Source organism: Priestia sp. ABM2_011, assembly GCF_056158845.1.
The window spans coordinates 2,024,372-2,046,905 of sequence record NZ_JBSWUB010000001.1; the positions used below are offsets into that span (position 1 = coordinate 2,024,372).

A 22,534-nucleotide genomic window follows, 5' to 3' on the forward strand; every position below is an offset into this window, starting at 1 on the left:
AGGTCTTTTTTTTGCAATAAATGCGCAGAACATTTACCAAATATTGAAACTTTTGTTGAAGTGTTACGTATATAAGCTAACACCTAATAAAGGACGTGTTGAGATGGTGCCAGAGAATATTCAACAAAAAGTAAATCAGTATAGAGATTTTTATATCAGCTTAAAAAATGAACTGAAATGGAAAGTAGGAGATCACAAGCAGTTTATGGCTATCGCTTCTATGTATGCAGTGAAAGGTAAACCGCTCAAGCTTCAGGATTACCTCGAGTTAAGCGACTATATCAAAAATCAAGTAGGGATGTTTTCTACGTTAAAATCATCACAGCGATTTACGATCGCAGCCATGCTTGATACTCGCTATGAGAATCCAAAAGAAACGTTTCATGAGTTTCTTGACGTATATGATCAATTGATACAAGGCGGATTTACGAGAGGCGCGTTTACGTACATTGCGGCTTCGGCTATGCTGTCGAATGAGTCAAGCCGAAGTCATAAAGAAATGGTCCGAAGATCGGTAGAAATTTATCAAGGCATGAAAAAGAAGCATCTTTTCCTTACTTCAAGCGGCGATGTACCTCTTGCCGTTCTATTAGCTGAAACGAGCGAGTCTACTGATGATCTCATGCATGAAATTGAACACTTCTATACAACATTGGCGCAGCATGGATTTAAAAAAGGAAATGACCTTCAATTTTTAAGTCATATTCTCTCAATCAATAAAAATTTAGATGCAGATACACTTATTGAAAGATGCGTATCAGTAAAAGAAGCCTGTGAATCGGCAGGTATGAAAGTAAAAGCGATGCACTACCCGGTCATTGGCTTATTAGCACTGTTTGAAAAACCAGAAACTGAAATTGAACTTATCCATGAAGTAGTGAAACAGCTAAACGCAGACAAGCTTTTTAAATGGCAGAAAGACATCAATGTTATGCTGGGGGTTAATTTGGTTATCAGTGAAAAACTGAAGGATTCTAGAGTGGTCGAAACGGGCATCTATACAACGATTGAAACCATTATTCAAGCTCAGCAAGCAGCTATGCTAGCGGTTATTGCGAGCACTTCAGCAGTTGCTACTACGACTACTACTTGATAAATTAAAGAGCTATAAAAGAGAGAGGGAGACATAACTACATCAATGAAAAAATCCGAACGAGTTTAATTCTCACCCAAGAATCAAACTCGTTCGGACCTTTCCTCAACTTAAATACTTTTGTCTCATCTTCTCTCTTAAAAAGTATAAACCTCGCCATCATCTGGAACAAAGACGCGGGACGCCATATCTTTTTCGTTGATAAAGCTTTTTAACTCTTCTCTTGATAGCGCCCAGTGATTTACAGCTTCCATATGAACAGAAAGAATCGTAGCATGAGGGGCCACTTTGTGTACTTCGTAAATATCTTCTTTCCCCATCACAAGAGAACCGCCTTCTAAAAACTGATTATCGCCGCCGTTTACGACAATGACATCCGGTTGATGGGTGTTGATTTCTTCTTCAACAGCGGAATACCATACCGTATCTCCAGCTACATAAAGCGTTTTTTCGCTCTTGTGTTTAAAAACAACGCCGCATACTAAACCAGTACGCTTTAAAATTTCTCCTCTTCCGTGTTCACCTTTTGTTTTGGATAATTGGATGCCTTCAAAGACCGTGTTCTTTGTTAGTACTTCTACATTTTTAAAACCATCAGCTCTTACTACTGCGGCATCTTCTTCATTTTGAACGAACATTTTGATATCGTTTGGCAACGCCTGTTTAGCGGCATCGTCAAAATGGTCCAAATGAAGGTGAGTGAGAATTACGGCATCAATACCCTCAATAATCTCTTCAACGGATAACGGTAAGCTTACTAAAGGATTGTTTTGATCTTGTCTGATCGAATTTGGGAAAGGAGGGTACGTTCCTTTCTTCGCTAACATGGGATCAATTAAAAACGTTTTTCCCCCGTATTCAACAAGTAAAGTGGCATTTCGAATATGTGTAATCTTCATCTCTATCTCTCCTTTTTTTGATCTACATATAGTTTATAGGATGAGCTGTTTTCAAATACATAAACAAAATCAAGTCTTTTAGCAATTTTACTTGATAAATGAAAGAATATTAGTCAAAAGCAAAAAGAACCGAAACAGTGCTGTTCAGGTTCTTTTTAGTATTTCTTTTTTCTCTTCATACACACGTACTTGGTTGCGGCCGTTTTGTTTGGCAGCGTACAGGGCGATATCTGCTTTATTCAACAGCTCATCTAACGTTTCATTTTCTTGTTTTTCCGCTTGTGCTACTCCAAGACTTAGCGTAACAGAAATGGTTTCTTCATTAATCAGTAAGGGGTGAGTCTCGACGTGACGGCGAATTTGCTCAGCAAGCGTTTCACCTTGAGATAAAGTATAGCCCTTTAGCGCGAGTACAAATTCTTCACCGCCGTACCGAGCAAAAAGGGCTCCTTGTGATAATACGGACTGGCAGGCTTTTACGACATGTACAAGCACTTGATCGCCGGTATAATGGCCATACGTATCGTTCACTTTTTTAAAATAATCAATATCAAGTAAAAAAAGTGTAAAAGAAGATGCGGACTTTTTTACTTCATCGAACGCTTGCTTGCTGTGCTGAAAAAATGCCCTGCGATTATAAATTTGCGTCAGCTCATCGTAATAAGCTTGATTTTCAAGCTTTAGCTGAAGTCTTTTTAGCTCCGTGATATCCGTAAAAATAAGCAGCAAGCCGTGACTGTTGTTAGCATACTGCAAAGGAGAAGTGCGAACTCGATACGTATACGGAGATTGATCCTCAGAAAAAAGCTGCAGCTCTTGACTGCTGTTTTTATTTTCGAATGCAAAAGGAAATGAACTGCCCGATAGCGTCCCCCAAATATCAGCAAAATGTTTTCCAAGCATCGACTTTTTTAGCTGCGGAAACATGTTTTTAGACGCTAGATTAAATTCAATTAGTCTGTAGGATTCATCAAGCACGATAACACCGTCATTGATGCTGTTAAATATCGCGTCTTTCGCAACGGGCATGACTGTAAACATACGCGATGAGTTAATGGACCATAAATATAAAAATGAAGAAACCCATAAAACCATCGGAACTGGATCAATTCCCTGCGGCGTAAAGCCCATTAAATAGATAAAGGCTGTGACGATAGGGACTAATTGACCGACCATTAATGAAATTAACTGCAGGCGATAAGCTTTGGCTGTTTCTTTCCAGCGGTAAACGGCGAGCAAAAAAGCAACGAACATAGACGAAAAGATGAACATGCCGTGAATTGTGTACCATGGTCCAATTTCTTGATGAACGTAAGGAGCACCTAGAACGGGATCAATTTCAAACACGCGGTAATGAAGGTGATGCCAGTCATTTGTTGCGACCATAATCAAACTAATAAAAGGAATGATAAAAAGGGTGAAAATATGTTTTTTCCTTACTTTTATGCCGACATACTGCATAACAAACAGCAGTCCCGCAGGAGGCGAAAAAGGCATGCCCACGTATTGAATAGCGGTCCAAAATTTCATTTCTCCGAGGTTAACGGATAGTAAGCTAAACGCCGCACCTATACAATAAATAGTGGTGAAACCTGTATGAAGAATAAATAAATGCGCAATGTTAGCGTAGTGGTGACGCTTAATAAATACGTAAAAACATAAGTATAGATTAAGAACACCAGACGTGCAGATAAGCGTTATATAAGCTGTTAAATCTAAATTCACAATTGTATCCCTCATTAAGAAAGCATTTTTAGTTAAATGTAGCACAGTTGAAATGAAATGTGGATATTTTATGTAGGAATTTAGTAGTGTTGGAGATAGTAGAGGAACTATAAGGATAGGTCAGGACGATGAAAAAATGACGCCTAAACAACAAGTAATTGAAACGAACAGAGAAGATTTATCTTCATCTACAAAAGTCAAAGTTTCTCAGTAAAAAACACATGCCTGAAAACACGAGATGTTCCTTCATCTGCGTGTCTTCAGGCATATTTTTATTGTGAGTCTATTTAAGTTTTATAAAGGTGTCATCTGCATTTTTTTCTGTCTAAAAAAGACCCAATCCGTAAAGCCGATTTCTTTAAGACGCTTTTTTACTAGTTCAAAGTCGTCGCCAATACGCTCTAGGTCATGAGCATCAGAACCAAATGTAATGTGTACCCCGTAGTGCAGGGCTCTTTCTAAAATATCGTCTGCAGGATACCAGCCTCCGCAGTCTTTGGTTTTGCCTGATGTATTCACTTCTATAGCAATGTTATGTGCCGAAATCACTTTTAGCGTCTGATCAATGACAGCTGTCTCGATAGAAGAAAAAGAGGGATAGAATCCTTTCATGGCATCAATATGGCCAAGGATTTGAAACATTCTGCTCCGGGCGGATTCTTCAATTAATTGATAATACGTTTCTTTCGTGCGCTGCTTTTCTTTTTGAGAAAGCCCTTCCCAACGCGTTTTATGAAAGATACTGATTTCATCAACTTGATGAACAGAGCCGATTATGTAGTCAAACGGATATTTTTTATAGTAGCTCTGATATATTTCCGCATGCTCGGGAAAGAAATCAGACTCCACGCCTAACAGCACTTCAATTTTCTGTTTATATTCTTCTTTTAGTTTCAAAATCTCAGCTACATATCCGGAGAATGCGCTTTTTCCCATCGCAATGTGAGGAAACGGCTGGTCTTCTTCGCTCGCAAAATAAGGAGAATGATCCGAAATCCCAATGATATCAAGGCCTTTATCAATAGATGCCTCTATATAATCTCGAATTGTTCCGCGAGCATGTCCGCATCGGTCGTGATGGGTATGAAAATCAAATTTTAACTCAGCGTTCATGTTTCATCACCTCTGTCATCTTTTTATGTGGTTTATAGAATATTCTACAAAGAAACAAAGTATCCCCCGTAGAAATGGATGAAGAGAACATTTCTTGAATTTGCTTGTAATTCACCTACTAAAAAGAGTGTACAGAAACAAGTTATTTTATTTAATTTGCTGTAAAAATTGAATTGGAATCCATACCAAAAGTTACATTTGATTCGGCAAGCTAAAACGCATATACTACTCATACACGATCTGAAATAACGTTCAGGTAATTGCTGCATCATTTGATGTAGAGGAAAGTCCATGCTCGCACGGTGCTGAGATGCCCGTAGTGTTCGTGCCTAGTGAAAAAATAAGCTAGGGCAGCTTGGCTTATAGCTTAGCTGACGGCGGGAAAAACCACCTAAGTCCTCGGATATGGTCGAGTATCCCTGAAAGTGCCACAGTGACGAAGCTTTGCTGGAAACAGCAAAGGTGGAACGCGGTAAACCCCACGAGCGAGAAACCCAAACAATGGTAGGGGAACTGTCTTGAAGGAATTTAACGGAGAGACGGACGGTTACATGCGTAATCGTAGATAGATGATTACCGCCTGAGTACGAGATTAAAATCGTTTGCAGTACAAAGGTACAAAACATGGCTTATCGAACGTTGTTGAAACAGAGACTGACTATAAAATACGTAACCAAAACAAACCAATGAGGTTTGTTTTTTTGTTTGTTATTTTTCAACCATAGTATGAGGACTCAAGGTATATGGAAATACATATTGCCTAAATTGCTGTATAGTTTACTTGTACCTACTAAATATGGGGAAAGGGAGAATATCGATGATTAAGAAAATGGAACATACAGCAATTATTGTTGGAAATATGGATGAAACGATTCACTACTACGGGGATATGTTTGGCTTTAAAGTTCGCCTTCAAGGCTCTACCGAAAAAAGAGAGATGGCTTTTTTGTATCTTGAAGAACAGCCGGGTATTGAAATTGAGCTCATTCGAGATATTGATCCGATTGGCGAGTATAACAAAAGCGGGATTGTTAACCATCTTGCCTTTACGGTAGAGGATATAAATAAGGCGATTCAACATTATAAGAGCAAAGGAATTGAATTTTTATCATCTGAGCCTCAGCCAACGCTTGAAGGCGGACGTATGATTTTATTTCACGGACCAAATGAAGAATTGCTGCAGTTAGTAGAAAGAGTTAAACTCTAAAAAAGGTTACTTTAAAGGGGTACATACAATAAAGAATGTGTTTTGCAGTCAGGTTTTTAATAAAAATAGCCTTGCCAAAATACACCTATAGCTAACACGAACGCTATTGATAGCAAGTAGACAGTAAACTTAGGTCATAGATTGGCATCAGTTCGTTCCACGTATCATTATATAAAAACGGCTTGTATTCATCTAGAAATTTACCACTTTTAACTTGGTTTCGAGTATGTGCTGTGATAAAAAAACTGCCCCCTCTAATTAGAATGACTGACAACTGGAGGGGCAGTTTTGTATGCAAAAAAGTTTATTAATTTTTATCGAGGCCGTGTTTATACGGATTCTAGAGTTAACTCAATAAATTTTTCAACAGCAGGAGATTGCCACTTTTTTGACTTGACGAGTAGATGCGAGTAAAAGGGCACAAATTGTTCATTGTGTTCAAGAATGTTTAATAATCCTTTTTCAACCTCATTTTTTACGGTGATATAAGGAAGTACAGAAAACCCTAATCCGCTCATTACCGACTGTTTGATTGCTTCTAAACTCCATAGCTCCATTGTTTGAAATTTAGGCAGTTTATGAGCAGCCAGATACTTTTCAAACATCGAACGATAACTGCATCCCTCTTCGTTTGTTATAAAGAAGTCAGTAGTTCCATCGGTTTTATAATCATCAAAGTGCTGATTTTTATCCGGGCTTGTAATTAAAACAATTTCTTCTTTATGCAACTCATGATGAATGAAATTATCTGCTTCTAATTTTGGCCAAACCATAAACGCAACATCAACATCTCCGCTCATAAGATCTGTTTGATTTTGCCCGCAAGTTCCATTGCTTAATATAACCTTAACATCGGGATACTTAGTTGAATATTTTTTTAGAATAGGTCCTAATCTTGAAATAGTTAGGGACTCAGGTGCAGCAATTTTCAGCTCGCCGCTGACCTTATTATGAGTTTTTAGATGGGATATACGTTTATACGTATATAACAGTTCGTCGGTTAAAGGTATTAATTCTTTTCCTAGAGCAGTCAATTTTAACTCTCGTTTAGTATAAGTGAATAACTCTCCGCCAACTTCGCGTTCTAATGCTTTAATATGAGAAGTGATAGTTGACTGAGTATAGCCTAATTTTAGAGCCGCATTTGTATAACTCCCCACATCGATAATCGTTCGAAACGTAGTAAATTGTCGTATCTCCATTGGTCATAAACTCCTCTTATCTATTTAAAAAAACGATAGTAGTTATTTGTTATTTCAATTTTACCGATAGATAGGCTTATATTACAATGAAGCACGTAACTCATTCAACAATTTTTTAGTAAGAGGAGAAATTAACTATATGAATTTTACAGCATTCCTTTCCTATTTAATTATTACATCTTTTACTCCAGGTCCAAGTAATATCTTGGTAATGAACGAAGGGAGAAGGTTTGGATTCAGAGATCCCTACGCTTCAGCGGTGGAATTATGTTGGGGTTTATTATTCTAGGTGTAGTAACCGCATTATTAGCAACAAGTCTGTATCAGTGGATACCAATGGTAGAACCTTACTTTAAGATCGTTGGTGCGGCCTATTTAGTTTACCTAGCATGGCAAATGGCTTTTTCTAAGAAGAAAAAAGAGGATGATTCCTGTACACATTCTTCTTTTTTTTCGGGGCTGTTTTTTCAAATTCTCAATGTAAAAAGTATTTTGTATTTTTTAACGGCCATGACAACTTTTGTGCTCCCTTATACTAATTCAAAACCAGCTGTACTCTTTTTGGTGTGTCTAACGATATTTATAGGGTGCACCGCATTGCTACTGTGGACTGCATTTGGTTCTGTATTTAAAAAACTATTTGCAAAATATGATAAAAAAATAAATGTAATAATGTGCGTGTTGCTTATTTATTCGGCAATTGTCATTTTCTAAAACTTGCTTGTTTATAAATTCATCTTGTATTAAATGGTGAAATGTGCGCAAAAGAATCAACTGCAAGAGGTAAGTAGGATTTAGGATAAATAAGTAATATAAATAGTTACATAATGACTGCATCAAAAAAGACCTTTTTTAGGGGGTCTTTTTTGATGTGTATTTTTCTACTTCTTGATCTAGATAATAGGATATCCCAATTAGTTTTCCTTCATTTAATAACTTTCCTTAACATTTGTAACGCGTCTTGCCTTTACTGAGCTTTTTAAAAGAAAACCGGAAAGGAGAAAAGCAATCAATAAAAAAACAATAATCATACAAATAAGGCCTTTCCAGCCAAACATTGACCAAAAGACTCCTCCGAGCGTTCCGCCTACGCTTGACCCCGTGTAATATAGAAACAAATAAAGTGAAGAAGCCTGAGCTTTATTTGTTAAAGCGCGCTGACCTACCCAGCTGCTGGCAATCGAATGGCTGCCGAAAAACCCAAACGTAAACAAGCCCAAGCCAGCTACTTTAGCAAGTAAAGCAGGATCTAACGTTAAAATCACACCAGCTAGCGTAATCGAAAGGTTGATCATAAGTATTTTTTGTTTTCCGTAGCGGTCTACCAGTCTGCCGGTCCACACCGAACTAAACATTCCGATAATAAGAATTAAAAAGACCCAGCTGACAATCGTTTGGCTTAAGGAATAAGGTGGAGCCGTTAGTACATACCCAATATAGTTAAATAAGGCGACGTTGCTGCCTAACAACAAAAATCCTAAGCCATATAAACAAACTAACCTCGGATCTTTAAGATGATCAAGTAACGATTTCCCTAACTTTCCAACTTCTAATTTACGAGATTGAAAGTGCTGTGAAGGAGGGAGGCTAATCCAAAAGATAACGGTCGCTGCTATACTTATAATACCAATTCCTGCTATTGCACCGTGCCAGCCGAAATACTCACTAAGCGTTCCGGAAATCACTCTTCCGCCAACGGCGCCAATTGCATTGCCGCTTATATAGAGGCCCATTGCTGAACCAAGGCTTTTAGCTTCGATTTCTTCCCCTAAATAAGCCATTGCCACTGAAGGTAGACCGGCTAGTGTAATCCCTACCATTATTCGGAAAAATAGCAGAATATGAAAAGTAGGGCTCCATGCAGTCAACAGGCATAATAAAGAAGCGGCAAGCATGGAATAGACCATGACAGGCTTTCTTCCCCAAACTTCCGATAACGAACCGAAAATAAGCATACTAACAGCCAAAGCTATGGTTGTAACGGAAAGTGATAGGCTAGAAGTTGTTGGAGAAATATGAAATTCTTTTGTGAACGCCAGCATTAAAGGCTGTGCGCAGTATAAAATTGCAAATGTATTGAACCCGGCTGCAAAAAATGCAAAGCTCGTTTTGCGAAAAACGGGCGTTCCTTTTTTTATGTAACTCATAGAGCAACCAGCTTACGCTTTCTCAGATGTACGATACGTTTCATAACAAATCCTTCTTTCTGCTAGAAAATGATGATTATAAAATTTTGTAGGAGCTGTATACAGCAGTCGTTAAAAGAAACTAAAAACATCCTCGAGTATGTTTCCATTTTTTATCGTAACACCTGCTATTTATAATGTATAATTCATTATAATCATATTTTTCATACATCTATGTAATGAGTAGAGCCGCTTGATAAGGAGATGGTACAAAGTGGAATGGCAGCAGTTTAAATATTTTCAAACGCTAGCACGTACGCAGCATATGACGCGCGCAGCAGAAGAGCTGTTAATTACGCAGCCTGCGCTCAGTCGTTCAATCGCTCGTTTTGAAGAGGAAGTAGGAGCACCGCTATTTGACCGGCAAGGACGTTCCATTATATTAAATCAATATGGTAAAGTTTTTTTAAAGCGTGTAGATAACATAATGAAAGAATTTGATAAAGGACAAGAGGAAATTCAAGCGCTGCTAGATCCTGAAAAAGGGCAGGTGTCACTTGGATTTTTACATACGCTCAGCACGGATTTGATTCCAGATTTAATCGCTTCGTTTCGCAGTTTATATCCTAAGGTGAATTTTCAACTGAGGCAAAGTCCTTCGCACGTGCTCCTTGAACAGCTGGAGCTCGGCGAACTGGATCTTTGTTTGATTGCGCCGATGGAAGAGAAATCGTTCATTAAATGGCAGCATCTTTGGAGTGAAGAGCTGTTTGTAATCGTACCGAAAAATCACCGGTATGCTGATCGTGAATGTATTGCACTAGAAGAAATTGCTGAGGAATCATTTATTCACTTAAAAGAAGGCTTTTCTCTTCGTCTTACGTTTGAGCAGTTATTTGAAGAGTCAGGAAGAATGCCTCACATCATGTTTGAAGGAGAGGAAGCTGATACCGTAGCAGGACTAGTAGGAGCCGGCTTAGGAATTTCTATCCTTCCAGATTTACACGGAATAGATCAAAGCAAAATAGTGAAAATCCCATTAGCTAAAGCCAACTGCCACCGAGTAATTGGACTAGCATGGATTGAAGGAAGATATCTATCGCCGGCTGTTAAACAGTTTAGAAACTTTGTTTTACATAAATTCCATGACCAGAAATAAAGGTGTTTTTTAACCTAGGCTCGTATACAAGCTTAGTCCTTTTTTCGTTTGAATAACCGTTTTAAAATCGATCTCTTTTTACCTACTACGCTGCTTTCTTTTGAAGCTTCTACTAATTCTGAAATGGCCTGCTGTTCACGCAGACTTTTACGCAAAGATTGAATAAGCTGCTTATCTTTTTCCTGAAGAATTTGTTTTGTATCAGGCTCTTGTTGGGGTGAAGGCTGTACCGGCTGTTCGGGAGGTGTCGGCTGCTGGTCATCGGCTTCGGGCTGGTCAGCTGCTTCTGCTGTGTTCTCTGTGTCCTCTTTGTCTTCGTCTAGAGACACGGCAGCTTGATCCTCGCTTGTAGTCAAAGAGAATTCTTTTTGCAGCGCTTCATTGATTTCTTCTGCTTGACAGCCTTCATCATAAAGCTGCTTAATTTTCAGTAAAACGGTCGCAGCTGCAGCTTCATATTGTTTTGGTCGATGATCTTCTTTTTGTATAAAGAAATCTTCGAATTTATCTATGTATCTTCTGATAGTTGAAGTAGGAATACTCGTTTCTTCAGATAATTCTTTTACACTAAGCCATTTTGTCATTTTCTCACCACTTTTTAAATGATTACTTATTCGTCAGCATCAATTTGAAATTGTACTAGTATCTACTGTTTATCTTATCACGTAACGCTTCTACGTACTTTGCTGTGTTGATTTCTGTAACGTTTTTATAATCACAGTGTCATAAATAAGGGATAAGCTGCCACTCGCGCAAAGATTTGCTAGTTGAAGAATAGGAAATACAAGCATTTACCTGAAGAATGTTGCACAATGATGAGCGTACTTCTTATGTATTATCTTATAATGTTGCTGAAGAAAAATCGAGTGATTACTTCACTGTTTATTAATTATGGTAATGTTGTACTAAAGAATAAAAGGAGGGGCAGCATGAGTTTTACAGAGCGAACAGTAGCACTTATTAAACAAATTCCTCATGGGAAAGTCATGACATACGGACAAATTGCCCGCCTGGCTGGAAGCCCTCGAGGTGCAAGACAAGTTGTACGAGTACTGCACTCAATGAGTAAGAAACATAATCTTCCTTGGCACCGAGTCATCAATTCCAAAGGAGAAATTGGATTTAAAGATGAAGAAATGCATGTTGTCCAAAAACTTTCACTCGAAGCGGAAGGAATACTCGTTTCTTCGGATGGAAGACTTGATCTTAAAGTCTATCTCTATGAACCTGACGTGCATAAATAACAATTGAGATAAATGATTGAGTATGAATTGCTTGTTACACGTCTGTTGATTTCCGTGCAAGACTTCGCTTTCCGCAGGCGGCCGATGAGCCTCCTCGTCGCTTGCGCTCCTGCGGGGGCTCATCTATTCCGCTTTTCCTGCAAGAGTCTTCGCCTTGCCCTTCAATCAACGGCTAGAAGCACCTGCATTTACCCTATTAATAAAAAAATCCGAACGAGTTTGATTCTCCATCAAAAATCAAACTCGTTCGGAACTTTCTTCAACTAACTTATTTTTGTTATTTATGTTTTTCAAAAGCGAGCTTTAATCCAAACCCGATTAACACGACGCCCGTTGCTTTATCCATAAAGCGCTGCACGCTAGGTGTTGTAAGCCATTTTCGTAAATAGTTAATAAAAAAGACGAATGCGAAAAACCACGTGATAGCCAGGATCGTATACGTTATTCCCATAAGAAGCAATTGAAGCGTTACGTTTTGATCGCTTTGAACAAATTGAGGTAAAAAAGTTAAGAAAAACACCGCTACTTTTGGATTAAGAACGTTTGAGACAAGGCCTTGACGAAAAGCGGATGTTTCTTTTGACTGCTCCTCTTTTTCAGAAGAAGATGCATTGCTTTTTTTAGAAAGGAAGGCAGAGATGCCTAAGTACATTAAGTAAAGGGCTCCTGCGTATTTTACGATTTCAAATGCCAGAGCTGACTGAAGGAGAAGAGCCGATAAGCCAAACGTGGCGGCGAGCGTATGAACTAAGGAGCCGCTCGCTAAGCCTAATGCCATTTTATAGCCGCCCGTTTGTCCGTCTGCCATCGTTCGTTTCGTGATAAGGGCGGTATCGATACCAGGGCTCATAATAACAAACAATGTAAGAACCAAAAAGGTCAAGATGTCATTCATTTTTTTCTTCCTCCTCGCTGTGATAAAATTAAAATATACTTTATTTATTAAATATAATTTAACACACTTAACTCAGTTTATTAAGTTTAATTTAATAAAATTAAATATAATTAAACATCTTTTACGGAGGAATCATCATGGAAAACATAGATATTGGAAAAAAAGTAGAGAAATTTCGAAAAGAAAAGGGACTAAGCAGTCGTGAATTAGCAAAATTAGCGGATGTCACGCCGTCTATGCTAAGTCAAATTGAACGAGGGTTAGCTAATCCGTCTATTTCAACGCTTAAGATTTTAGCTAAATGCCTCGACGTGCCTACTTTTAGCTTTTTGCTTGAAGACATAAATACCTCTCATTTAGTCGTACGGTCAAACGAGCGTAAAACGATGAAGGTAAAAGAGTTAACGTATTCGCTAGTATCACCAGATTTTACTGGAAATCTAGCTACGGCGATTATGGAAGTCCCTCCCATGATGTCTTCATCTGAAACTCCTTTAGCGCATAAAGGGGAGGAAGTGGCATACGTTTTAGAAGGAAAAATTAAAGTGTATTTGGACGAGGAAGTATACGTGCTAGAAAAAGAAGATAGCGTCAAAATCCCTTCGCATCTTAAGCACAAATGGGACAATCCGTTTGATGAGAAAGCCGTTATTTTATTTTCCGTTACGCCGCCGGTATTTTAAATTTATTAATAGGTGGTATGCTAGTTATTCTTCATTATCGGGTACTTTATTATATAAATGTGATAAAACTATCATGTTTGTGAGAGTAAACAATTGATAAAATAGAATTGTTGGTAACCTCTACCTAAGAGACTACATACTAAATACTTTTTGGAAAGGTGTTGAAAGGTAATGAAGAGATGGAAAGAGATGTTTTACACTTCAAAGCTTAAAAAAATGATGCCTGCACTGGCTCTATCATGCGCGGCGGTTGTAGGCTTTTCAAGCAGCGGAGTACAGGCTGAAACGGTGAAGTGTCAAAAACAAGAAACTAAAAGTGATCGAGAGTTTGCTAAGCTTGAAGAAAAATATGATGCGAATCTTGGCATTTATGCATTAGATACCGGTACAAATAAAACGGTAACGTATCACCCGGACGAGCGTTTTGCTTATACGTCTACTCATAAAGCGCTTGCTGTCGGTGCACTTTTACAGCAGAAATCAATTGAAGATCTCAACGAGCGAATCTTTTATACGCGCGATGACCTTGTGAACTATAACCCTATTACAGAAAAACACGTGGATACAGGCATGACTCTTAAAGAACTCGCGGATGCATCGCTTCGCTACAGCGACAATACGGCAGGGAATTTAATTCTGCAGCAGCTGGGCGGACCGGACGGATTTAAAGAAGCTTTAGAAAACATAGGAGACGATGTAACGCTGCCTGAGCGGTTTGAGCCCGATTTAAATGAAGTGAATCCAGGAGAAACCCACGATACAAGTACACCAAGAGCACTTGCTGCAAGCCTTCAAACGTATGTACTTGGACAGGCACTTCCTGAAGACAAACGTGCACTTTTAACGGATTGGATGAAACGAAATACGACAGGGGATGCCTTGATACGAGCGGGCGTGCCAAAAAGCTGGGAAGTAGCCGATAAGACAGGCGCAGGCTCCTACGCGACGCGAAATGATATTGCCATTCTTTGGCCGCCAAACGGAGATCCAATTGTTCTTGCGATCCTTTCCGATCGTACGGAAAAAGATGCGGAGTATCATGATAAACTGATTGCAGAAGCGGCTAAACAAGCGGTCAAGGCTCTTAAAGTTACTCATAAATAAAAAATGGATAATAGTAGTTTAAATGTAAAAAAAAGATTGAAAAGATTGATAGAACATTCTATTATTAATGAGACAAAATATAGGAAGGAAGTATCTCTTATGAAAAAGATTTTTCCAATTGTTCTATCTTTCGGTTTATTAACAAGCGTATCTTTTGGCATGGTTTCAAACGTAGATGCGGCAGCTAAATCTTACAAAAACTGTACCGAATTAAACAAAGACTACAAAGGCGGCGTAGCTCGTGCGGCTAATGTAAAGAATAAAGGCGGCAAAACAAAGTACAAACCGTACGTATCAAAAGCACTGTATGATGCCAATACAAAGCTAGATCGAGATAAAGACTACATTGCCTGTGAAAAATAAATACTGAGTGACTCATCCAAGCGCTTATTGTAAGCGCTTGGATTTTTTATTATCAACTTTTGTTTGTTACGAACTGAGGTCAACAATTAGTCAAGTTGCACAAATTAATATCAGAAAATTCACATAAATAATGATGAACTTACACTGCAATTCGTATACACTATGTACATGTTAAGTTAACTTACATTTGATGTTAGGTTAGGGCGTGGAATCACCATAAAAAAGGAGTTGAGTGTATAGTGTCTACAAATGCAACAAGTACCGTTATAGAAGAGGTACATTCTCATCAAGATAGGGGTCTTGATCCGTCACTAAAGCCAAAAGCGGAAAGTGATCGAAAGCTAACACCGCTGTCCTATATGTTTATGTGGATTGGAGACGGCGTTAATTTAGGAAATATGACGCTTGGTGCGAGCTTAGTAATTGCGGGTACAGCGGTATTAAATCTTTTTCAAACGTTTGTGGCAGCCATTATTGCCATTGGTATTATTTCTACTTTTTTTGTGTTAAACGATCGAATTGGCTATAAGACGGGTATACCGTATGTGATGCAGCTTCGAATGTCTTTTGGAATAAAAGGATCCGTCATCTCGTCTCTTTTACGAGGTATTCCAGCTATCATTTGGTATGGTTTCCAAAGCTGGACAGGCGGTACAGCTTTAAACGAAATTGGTAAAATTGTGAGCAAAGGGTCTTTTGACAATCTTGTTCTTTGTTTTATTATCATTCAACTGCTGCAAATTGTTCTTTCGCTGTACAGCTTCCACGCGGTTAAATGGGTAGAGATGCTTGCGTCAATCATTATATTGCTTGGTCTTGTGTATGTATTTGGTGTTCTTTTAACGTCTCATAGTGAAGTAGTAGGGGAGAAGTGGGTACATACAAAAGGTTCGTGGGGACTTCCGTTCTTTTCTTTCATTATGATGTTTATGGGTAATTATGCGGCGATTTTTCTAAGCGCAGCCGATTACTCCAGAGAGCTAAAGCCAGGCATTAGCGACAAGAAGCGCGGATTTTTATACTTTACACCGATTCTAGTAGCCTACGGATTCGTTCTGACAATCGGAGCAATGCTTGCTTCTGCTACGGGTATTTCCAATCCAGTTAAAGCGTTCGCGGTTGTAGTCGATAATTCGTATATCACTGTTGCTGTATCAGCATTTATTGTGATTGGCGTGATTGCCGTAAACATGGTGGCAAACATTATTCCGCCTACGTATGTCATTACGCTGCTGACAAAAGCAAACTATAAAGTAGCGGTTACGATTACCGGGCTGCTTGCCTTTTGCTCGTTCCCTTGGGTGCTTGTTCAAGATTCATCAGCTGCAGGTCTTGGTTTGTTCATTTTGATTTACTCTGCTTTTTTAGGGCCGATTGTTTCTATTTTACTAGTCGATTACTATATTTTACGGAAGCAAAAAGTGAATGTAGAGGAATTGTATCAAGAAAAAGGGCCGTTTTCCGGCTACAATCCGTGCGCCATGCTTGCGATGCTCATCGGTGCAGGCGCTGCGTTTATTGAAGTTGATTTAGGCTGGATTATAGGAGTAGTAGTCGCAGGAGTTGCGTATATTCTTTTAACGAAATTCGCTTTTAAACAGTCAAAGTTCAAAAAAGGAACCATCTTTGAACAATAATATTCAATAGATAAAAGTCTTTGCTTACGGCAAAGGCTTTTTATGTGTCTTTTATCGCGTCAGAGCAAATCTCTTTGTCTAGTTTCCTAAAAAGTGGGTAAAGTAAAGAAGAGTAAAAAGTAACCTCTATTAGGAGTTGCTTTGAACAGGAGCGCATCTAATGTATCGCATCAATCACAGCTTAAAGGAGAGGGCAGAGTATGTATGAATTTAGAGTGTATACTCTTCGAGATGGAAGCGAAAAGGTAATTAAAACGCTGAAACATGAATCGTTTGCGGATGAAATTCAACGAGCGGGAATTAAGCAAACAGAAATTGCGCAAACACAGCTAGTAGATAAACCGAGATAACGTATTTGCATTTATTTTTACACGTTTTAAAAAAGCCGGGTTCCTGTGTCTTCACGCAGGTACCCGGCTTTTCTGATTTCTTACAGTTCTTCACCGTTTGTTTCAATCACATGTTTATACCAGTTAAAAGAATCTTTTTTGTAGCGTTTCATCGATCCGTTTCCTTCGTTGTCACGGTCGACATAAATCATCCCGTATCGTTTTTTCATTTCGCCTGTTGTAAAGGAAACAATATCAATAATTCCCCACGGCGTGTAGCCCATTAAATCAACACCATCGTACGTTACAGCTTTTTCTAACGCTTCGATGTGCGATTTTAAATATTCAATTCGCGATGCGTCATGAATGGAACCGTCTGCTTCAACCGTATCGATGGCGCCAAATCCGTTTTCTACAATGAATAGCGGAATTTGATAGCGGTCGTAGAAACGATTTAACGTATAGCGCAAGCCCGTTGGATCGATCGACCAGCCCCAATCGCTTGATTTGATATAAGGGTTTGCTACGCCGTTTGGCAAGCCGCCGTTTACGATATCACCCGTGTTATCAGCTTCAACGTCGCTTTTAACCGTTGTGGACATGTAATAGCTGAAGCCTAAATAATCGACTTTTCCGTTTCGTAAAATTTCTTCGTCGCCTTCTTCAAACGGAATATGATAGCCTTCTCGTTCAAATTCTTTTAACGCGTAGCTCGGGTAATAGCCGCGAACTTGAACGTCAGGGAAGAAGTAGCGCTGTCTCATTGTTTCTTCTGCTAACATCACGTCTTCAGGGTTTGAAGAATACGGATAAATTGGCACATGTGACACCATTGCTCCGATTTGGAAATCTGGATTAATTTCTTTTCCTTTTGATACGGCAAGAGCGCTTGCTAAAAGTTCATGATGTCCCGCTTGATACATCACTTCTTTTGCATTTTCACCAGGCTTTACAGAAACGCCTGAGTTCGTCCATAGAAATAGAGGATTGTTTACGTCCATTTTATTGTTGATTTCATTAAACGTCATCCAGTACGTGACTTTGTCTTTGTAGCGGTCGAAACAAACTTCAGCGAATTTCACAAAGCAATCTACCACTTTTCGGCTTCTAAATCCGCCGTATTCTCGAGCTAAATGCAGAGGCATTTCAAAGTGAGACAGCGTAATAACCGGTTCAATCCCGTGCTTTAACAGTTCATCAAATACATCGTCGTAAAATTTTAGTCCTTCTTTGTTTGGCTCAGCTTCATCGCCTTTAGGGAAAATACGGCTCCAGCCGATAGACGTTCGCAAACATTTTAAGCCCATTTCTGCAAACAGTGCGATATCTTCTTTGTAGCGGTGATAAAAATCAATCGCTTCGTGATTTGGATAAAATTTATCATCTTCCACTGTTTCAGTGATTTGTCGCGGTACACCGTGCGCACCTGCAGTCATAACGTCTACTACGCTCGGTCCTTTTCCGCCTTGATTCCATCCACCTTCAAATTGATGAGCTGCTAATGCGCCGCCCCATAAAAAATCTTTTGGCATTTTTGTCATCGTTAGTTCCTCCTTATTTCACTACGGTAAATAATGTTTGATTCAGTCCGCTATTTTCAACATCTTCAACGATTACTTCTCGGTAAGCGTTTGAATTTGTGATAATAACCGGTGTAATCGTTTGTAACCCTTGTGTTTCAATAAATTCTTTATCAAATTCAATTAGTAAATCGCCTTTTTTAAACTTTACACCGTCTTCTACGTGCAGGGTAAACGGCTTGCCGTCTAACGTAACGGTATCTAATCCAATATGAACAAGCAGCTCAACGCCGTATTCTGAACGAAGGCCGATAGCATGCTTTGTTGGCGCTACCATGACTACCGTTCCGTCAAAAGGTGCATAAAGCTTGTTATCTGAAGGATCAATCGCTAATCCTTCTCCCATCGCACCTGAGCTGAATACTTCGTCCGGTACGCTAGAAAGTGGGATAACTTTCCCGCTAAACGGTGCGCTGATCGTTTCTTCATTTTCGTTCGGGTTGCTGACAGCTACTTCGTTTAAAGGAGCAGCAGCAGCTTCTTTTGCTGCGTCTTCTCCGTAACCGAATACTTGAATAAGCACAACTGGAAGAATAATCGCAATAGCACATCCAATTAAAATTCCCCAGATTGACATCGGATAGTCTTGGCTGATGCCGTTTACAATGGTCAACGGTCCAGGCAATCCTGCGTAAGCAAAGTAATATGGGTGAAAGAAACTTGCTACAACGGCACCAATAGCACCTGAAACGCATCCAAAGATAAACGGCTTTTTAAAACGTAAGTTTACGCCGTAGATAGCTGGCTCTGTAATACCAAATAATCCTGTTATTCCGGCTGATACGCTTACTTTACGTGCTTCTTGGCTTTTTGCTTTTAAAATAACCCCAAGCACCGCTCCAACTTGAGCTACTACGGCAATTGTTTGATACGCTTGAAATGAATCTCTGCCGTTTAAATCAAAGTTTGCAAGCACCATCGGCGTAATTCCCCAATGTACTCCAAAGATGACAACAATTTGCCAGAAGCCACCAATGATTGCTCCAGCTAAGGCAGGTACGTTTTCAGCTAAAAAGTTATAGCCGTGAGCGATTCCGTTAGCTCCCATCGTTGTAACGGGGCCAATGAGTAAAATCGTTATAGGAACCATAATCACCATACATAAAAACGGAACAAACAGCGGTCTAACCACTTCATGAATGCTCTTGTTTAGGAACCTTTCAAGGTAAGACAAAATCCATACTAAAAATAAAGGCGGTAAAACAGAAGAAGTATAGATCGTTTCGGATAAGGGAAGACCTAAAAACGAAATGCTGCTTCCGTCGGCAATTTTGGCCGCCATTTCTGCCCATGTTGGACTGACTAATGCGGCACAGCACGCCACTGCGATGTAGGTGTTGGTTTTAAAATGCTTGGATGCTGTGATGGCAATAAAGATAGGTAAAAAAACAAACGGTGCCCACGAAATAAAGCTTAATACTTGATAGGTGCCCGTTTTGGCAAAGCTATCCGAAAACAAATTAATTAAGATTAACGACCCCTGTAAAATTCCTGCCGCTGCTAAGATATATACAAATGGTGCAAACACAGCGGACATTGTAGCAATCACACGGTTTAAAATCGTGCCTTTGTTTTCAGTTTGCTCCTCTGCTGTATCCAAATTTACTAAACTAGCAAATTCTTCATAAACGTCTCCTACGTGCTGTCCAATAACGACTTGAAACTGCCCGCTGTTTTCAACAACCGTAATGACACCAGCCATAGAAGACACCTTACGTTTGGCTTCTGGCTTCGAGCGCTTTAATACAATTCGCAGCCTCGTAGCACAGCGTGTAGCGCTTACGATATTTTCTTCGCCACCTACTGCATCTAAAATATCTGCTGCAAGCTTGTGATAATCTCTAATTTTCCCTCCCATATGTTCAACCCCCTTGTTGAGTATACGCTTTCAGTATAATTGTACCGATACAATTTATCAATACCCAAATAAAATAATAATCAATAAATAATTTAAGTTTATGGGATGGAGTTAGATTATGGTATAATCGTGTTATTCTTGAGACAAATTCAGTAAAGAGGTATAGCTATGATCAAATACCAACAAATTGCAATTGAAATTGAAACCTATATTGAAGAACACAAGCTTCAGCAAGGAGACAAGCTGCCGGTATTAGAAACGCTGATGGCACAATTTGAGGCGAGTAAAAGTACGGTAACAAAGGCCTTAGATCTATTAGAGAAAAAAGGCGTTGTTTTTCAAGTAAGAGGAAGCGGCATTTTTGTCCGTCGTCATAAACGAAAAGGATATATTGGCTTGCTTTCCAATCAAGGATTTACAAGTGAACTTGAAGATTTTCAGTTAACGTCGGAAGTAATTGAGCTAGATGTACGGAAACCGACGCAAGAAGCGGCGTTAAATTTAAACATAGAAGAAAATAGCGACGTCTATTATGTAAAAAGAGTACGGTATATTAACGGCCAGACGCTTTGTCTGGAAGAATCGTTTTATAATAAGTTCATCGTTACGTACTTAAATAACGAAATTGTTTCTCAGTCTATTTTTCATTACATTAAAGAAGGCCTTGGCTTAAAAATCGGGTTTTCTGATCTATATCTTCACGTCGGCAAGCTGAACGAAGAAGAAGCAAAGTACTTAGGATTAAAAGAAGGCGATCCTAAATTATTTATTGAAACACTTTTTCATTTAGCGAACGGCCAGCCGTTTGACTTTTCAAAAGTGACATATAACTACGAACAGTCTCAGTTCTTTTTACAAGCAACGAGTCATGTTTTATAAAAAAGTGCCCGTCTCTCAATTACTAAGGAACGAGAGGCAGGCACTTTTTTTCATTTCTTTGATAAAAACATGAAAGAAGATAAAGATTGTAATAAATAGGAAATTAATATACGATAAAATGGTTACAGGGTTTATAGAAATAAGGAAATGAGGTGCTAAGTTGAAAAAGATGCTGAGTTATCTTATTCCAATGCTTTTTATGTTTGGTCTGCTTTCCATGAATTTATTTCAGCCGACTAAAGGCGATTTTATCGCTGTAGGTGTGATATCGATTCTTGCAGGTGCCGTAATTGGTTTTATAATGAACATAGGTTGTGCAGTATTAAAAACAGTCAAAAATAAGGTGGAGTAAACTGATTAGAGGCGGTGGAGGTTTTGAGTGAAAGTATCATCATTCAGCCATATGCTAGTAAGTATCAACAAGAAGTAGTGGACTTAATTCTTCCTATTCAGCAGCAAGAATATCACATTCCAATAACGGAGAAAGATCAGCCCGATTTATTTAAAATCGAAAGCTTTTATCAACAGGGCAACGGAAACTTTTGGGTTGCTGTTTGCAACGAAAAAGCAGTAGGAAGCGTAGCTTTAATAGACATTGGACACCGTCAAGTAGCGCTACGGAAAATGTTTGTAGCCAAACCTTATAGAGGAGCCACCTTCAAAACAGCTCACCGTTTATTGCATACAGCCATCGCGTGGGCAAAAGAGAGGGAAGTGGAAAGAATATACTTAGGAACGACGTTACAATATAGGGCTGCGCATCGATTTTATGAGAAAAATGGATTTCAACATATAGAAAAAGAAAAGCTGCCTGCAAATTTCCCAGTGATGAACGTAGATAAAAAGTTTTATACATATGAGGTATAAGCTTAGCCTTTATGCAAAATCATATCGGTTAGTGTAATGAACGATAGCGATGTGTCTGTAGCAAAGCATCTAAAAAGACGGTCTATGTATAATAGACCGTCTTTTTAGATAGCTTGTTTATGAGTATAGAAGATAACCCAAACGGCAATGAGCAGCTCAACGTTACAATAAGGATTCGCGGAAAGAGACTAAAAGCCGATATTCCGTCACTTAGCAAAAATAAAGTTAATACGGCGAGTGCTCCCACGATACCGAAAAGAAGATATAGGATTAGTTCAATTAATATTTTAAATGAAGCTATGTATTTCATGATGTTTGCTATAGCTATTGAACAAGGGATGCCTACTATAATAATAAATGGAGCGGTAAGATACACACCAATAAGCAAAGTCGATAAATAATCTACTATACTTGTATAGCCAAGGGAATTTAATTCAAATATTTCGATGCAAACCACACCGCCGCATATCGATGAAATAATAGTTGAAAGTATTCGTTTAATAAGCTTCACAGTCGTTCACCTAGACGTACTTTTTTATATAGAATAGCAAGGTAGTCTGAAAAATACTAG

The 22,534-nt window shown here is 38.9% G+C and carries 23 protein-coding genes, 1 other RNA gene and 1 pseudogene; 14 read left to right on the plus strand and 11 right to left on the minus strand.

Features of this window, described 5'->3' with window-relative positions; all coding sequences use genetic code 11:
• Positions 1 to 103: 103 nt before the first annotated feature.
• Complete coding sequence (locus ACXAE4_RS10845) at positions 104 to 1,093, plus strand: DUF4003 family protein (protein WP_228307344.1); 990 nt, start codon at positions 104 to 106, stop codon at positions 1,091 to 1,093.
• A 137-nt stretch (positions 1,094 to 1,230) separates the two neighbouring features.
• Here the strand turns inward: ACXAE4_RS10845 and ACXAE4_RS10850 are convergent, their stop codons facing one another.
• From ACXAE4_RS10850 to ACXAE4_RS10860, 3 genes are all read right to left on the minus strand, one after another.
• A complete protein-coding gene (locus ACXAE4_RS10850; RefSeq protein WP_033580257.1) occupies positions 1,231 to 1,992 on the minus strand; it encodes an MBL fold metallo-hydrolase in 762 nt (253 codons plus the stop codon).
• Positions 1,993 to 2,136: 144 nt separating this feature from the next.
• Positions 2,137 to 3,717 (minus strand): histidine kinase N-terminal 7TM domain-containing diguanylate cyclase, encoded by a 1,581-nt coding sequence (locus ACXAE4_RS10855; RefSeq protein WP_228307343.1) that lies wholly within the window; start codon positions 3,715 to 3,717, stop codon positions 2,137 to 2,139.
• Between the two features lie 294 nt (positions 3,718 to 4,011).
• Positions 4,012 to 4,830 carry a histidinol-phosphatase gene (locus ACXAE4_RS10860; protein ID WP_028414591.1) on the minus strand — a complete coding sequence of 273 codons (819 nt, stop codon included), beginning with the start codon at positions 4,828 to 4,830 and terminating at the stop codon, positions 4,012 to 4,014.
• 248 nt (positions 4,831 to 5,078) lie between these two features.
• Between ACXAE4_RS10860 and rnpB the strand changes: the two genes are divergently transcribed.
• An RNA gene (rnpB, locus tag ACXAE4_RS10865) (RNase P RNA component class B) lies at positions 5,079 to 5,467 on the plus strand.
• A gap of 180 nt (positions 5,468 to 5,647) precedes the next feature.
• Positions 5,648 to 6,037 (plus strand): VOC family protein, encoded by a 390-nt coding sequence (locus tag ACXAE4_RS10870; RefSeq protein ID WP_228307342.1) that lies wholly within the window; start codon positions 5,648 to 5,650, stop codon positions 6,035 to 6,037.
• Between the two features lie 329 nt (positions 6,038 to 6,366).
• Here ACXAE4_RS10870 and ACXAE4_RS10875 read toward each other — a convergent pair whose 3' ends face one another.
• On the minus strand, positions 6,367 to 7,239 hold the full coding sequence (locus ACXAE4_RS10875) for a LysR family transcriptional regulator (RefSeq protein ID WP_028414589.1): 873 nt from the start codon (positions 7,237 to 7,239) through the stop codon (positions 6,367 to 6,369).
• Between the two features lie 139 nt (positions 7,240 to 7,378).
• On the opposite strand from ACXAE4_RS10875, the pseudogene ACXAE4_RS10880 reads away from it, so the two are divergent.
• A pseudogene (locus ACXAE4_RS10880) lies at positions 7,379 to 7,953 on the plus strand (LysE family transporter).
• Positions 7,954 to 8,168: 215 nt separating this feature from the next.
• On the opposite strand, the gene ACXAE4_RS10885 reads toward ACXAE4_RS10880, so the two are convergent.
• Positions 8,169 to 9,386: an MFS transporter gene (locus ACXAE4_RS10885; RefSeq protein ID WP_289578098.1), complete on the minus strand. Its 1,218-nt coding sequence runs from the start codon at positions 9,384 to 9,386 to the stop codon at positions 8,169 to 8,171.
• Positions 9,387 to 9,639: 253 nt separating this feature from the next.
• Between ACXAE4_RS10885 and ACXAE4_RS10890 the strand changes: the two genes are divergently transcribed.
• Complete coding sequence (locus ACXAE4_RS10890; RefSeq protein WP_028414586.1) at positions 9,640 to 10,524, plus strand: LysR family transcriptional regulator; 885 nt, start codon at positions 9,640 to 9,642, stop codon at positions 10,522 to 10,524.
• A gap of 32 nt (positions 10,525 to 10,556) precedes the next feature.
• On the opposite strand, the gene ACXAE4_RS10895 is transcribed toward ACXAE4_RS10890, so the two are convergent.
• Entirely contained in the window at positions 10,557 to 11,108 is a 552-nt protein-coding gene (locus ACXAE4_RS10895) for a MerR family transcriptional regulator (RefSeq protein WP_228307341.1), read from the minus strand.
• A gap of 345 nt (positions 11,109 to 11,453) precedes the next feature.
• On the opposite strand from ACXAE4_RS10895, the gene ACXAE4_RS10900 reads away from it, so the two are divergent.
• Positions 11,454 to 11,768: an MGMT family protein gene (locus ACXAE4_RS10900; RefSeq protein WP_228307340.1), complete on the plus strand. Its 315-nt coding sequence runs from the start codon at positions 11,454 to 11,456 to the stop codon at positions 11,766 to 11,768.
• A 34-nt stretch (positions 11,769 to 11,802) separates the two neighbouring features.
• Here the strand turns inward: ACXAE4_RS10900 and ACXAE4_RS10905 are convergent, their stop codons facing one another.
• Together ACXAE4_RS10905 and ACXAE4_RS10910 are read right to left on the minus strand one after the other, a co-directional pair.
• The gene (locus ACXAE4_RS10905) at positions 11,803 to 11,937 is read right to left on the minus strand and encodes a hypothetical protein (protein ID WP_258232123.1); all 135 of its coding nucleotides are present in this window, start codon (positions 11,935 to 11,937) and stop codon (positions 11,803 to 11,805) included.
• Positions 11,938 to 12,045: 108 nt separating this feature from the next.
• On the minus strand, positions 12,046 to 12,663 hold the full coding sequence (locus tag ACXAE4_RS10910) for a LysE family translocator (RefSeq protein ID WP_289578095.1): 618 nt from the start codon (positions 12,661 to 12,663) through the stop codon (positions 12,046 to 12,048).
• Between the two features lie 137 nt (positions 12,664 to 12,800).
• Here ACXAE4_RS10910 and ACXAE4_RS10915 point away from each other — a divergent pair, with 137 nt between their 5' ends.
• The 5 genes from ACXAE4_RS10915 (at position 12,801) to ACXAE4_RS10935 (ending at position 16,800) form a co-directional block, all read left to right on the plus strand.
• A complete protein-coding gene (locus tag ACXAE4_RS10915) occupies positions 12,801 to 13,346 on the plus strand; it encodes a helix-turn-helix domain-containing protein (protein ID WP_028414582.1) in 546 nt (181 codons plus the stop codon).
• A 171-nt stretch (positions 13,347 to 13,517) separates the two neighbouring features.
• Entirely contained in the window at positions 13,518 to 14,450 is a 933-nt protein-coding gene (bla, locus tag ACXAE4_RS10920; protein WP_028414581.1) for a class A beta-lactamase, read from the plus strand.
• A 99-nt stretch (positions 14,451 to 14,549) separates the two neighbouring features.
• Entirely contained in the window at positions 14,550 to 14,813 is a 264-nt protein-coding gene (locus ACXAE4_RS10925) for an excalibur calcium-binding domain-containing protein (protein WP_028414580.1), read from the plus strand.
• A 239-nt stretch (positions 14,814 to 15,052) separates the two neighbouring features.
• Positions 15,053 to 16,450: an NCS1 family transporter gene (locus tag ACXAE4_RS10930; RefSeq protein WP_034263876.1), complete on the plus strand. Its 1,398-nt coding sequence runs from the start codon at positions 15,053 to 15,055 to the stop codon at positions 16,448 to 16,450.
• Positions 16,451 to 16,650: 200 nt separating this feature from the next.
• Positions 16,651 to 16,800, plus strand: a complete 150-nt coding sequence (locus tag ACXAE4_RS10935; RefSeq protein WP_013058052.1) for a hypothetical protein — start codon at positions 16,651 to 16,653, stop codon at positions 16,798 to 16,800.
• An 80-nt stretch (positions 16,801 to 16,880) separates the two neighbouring features.
• On the opposite strand, the gene bglA is transcribed toward ACXAE4_RS10935, so the two are convergent.
• Positions 16,881 to 18,320: a 6-phospho-beta-glucosidase BglA gene (gene bglA, locus ACXAE4_RS10940; RefSeq protein WP_289578093.1), complete on the minus strand. Its 1,440-nt coding sequence runs from the start codon at positions 18,318 to 18,320 to the stop codon at positions 16,881 to 16,883.
• 13 nt (positions 18,321 to 18,333) lie between these two features.
• The gene (locus tag ACXAE4_RS10945; protein WP_028414577.1) at positions 18,334 to 20,217 is read right to left on the minus strand and encodes a beta-glucoside-specific PTS transporter subunit IIABC; all 1,884 of its coding nucleotides are present in this window, start codon (positions 20,215 to 20,217) and stop codon (positions 18,334 to 18,336) included.
• A 168-nt stretch (positions 20,218 to 20,385) separates the two neighbouring features.
• Here ACXAE4_RS10945 and ACXAE4_RS10950 point away from each other — a divergent pair, with 168 nt between their 5' ends.
• The 3 genes from ACXAE4_RS10950 (at position 20,386) to ACXAE4_RS10960 (ending at position 21,963) form a co-directional block, all read left to right on the plus strand.
• The gene (locus ACXAE4_RS10950; RefSeq protein WP_289578092.1) at positions 20,386 to 21,096 is read left to right on the plus strand and encodes a GntR family transcriptional regulator; all 711 of its coding nucleotides are present in this window, start codon (positions 20,386 to 20,388) and stop codon (positions 21,094 to 21,096) included.
• A 169-nt stretch (positions 21,097 to 21,265) separates the two neighbouring features.
• On the plus strand, positions 21,266 to 21,448 hold the full coding sequence (locus ACXAE4_RS10955; RefSeq protein ID WP_223546684.1) for a hypothetical protein: 183 nt from the start codon (positions 21,266 to 21,268) through the stop codon (positions 21,446 to 21,448).
• Between the two features lie 23 nt (positions 21,449 to 21,471).
• Positions 21,472 to 21,963: a GNAT family N-acetyltransferase gene (locus ACXAE4_RS10960; RefSeq protein ID WP_098112406.1), complete on the plus strand. Its 492-nt coding sequence runs from the start codon at positions 21,472 to 21,474 to the stop codon at positions 21,961 to 21,963.
• 82 nt (positions 21,964 to 22,045) lie between these two features.
• Here ACXAE4_RS10960 and ACXAE4_RS10965 read toward each other — a convergent pair whose 3' ends face one another.
• Positions 22,046 to 22,474 carry a hypothetical protein gene (locus ACXAE4_RS10965; protein WP_141483523.1) on the minus strand — a complete coding sequence of 143 codons (429 nt, stop codon included), beginning with the start codon at positions 22,472 to 22,474 and terminating at the stop codon, positions 22,046 to 22,048.
• Between the last annotated feature and the right edge of the window lie 60 nt (positions 22,475 to 22,534).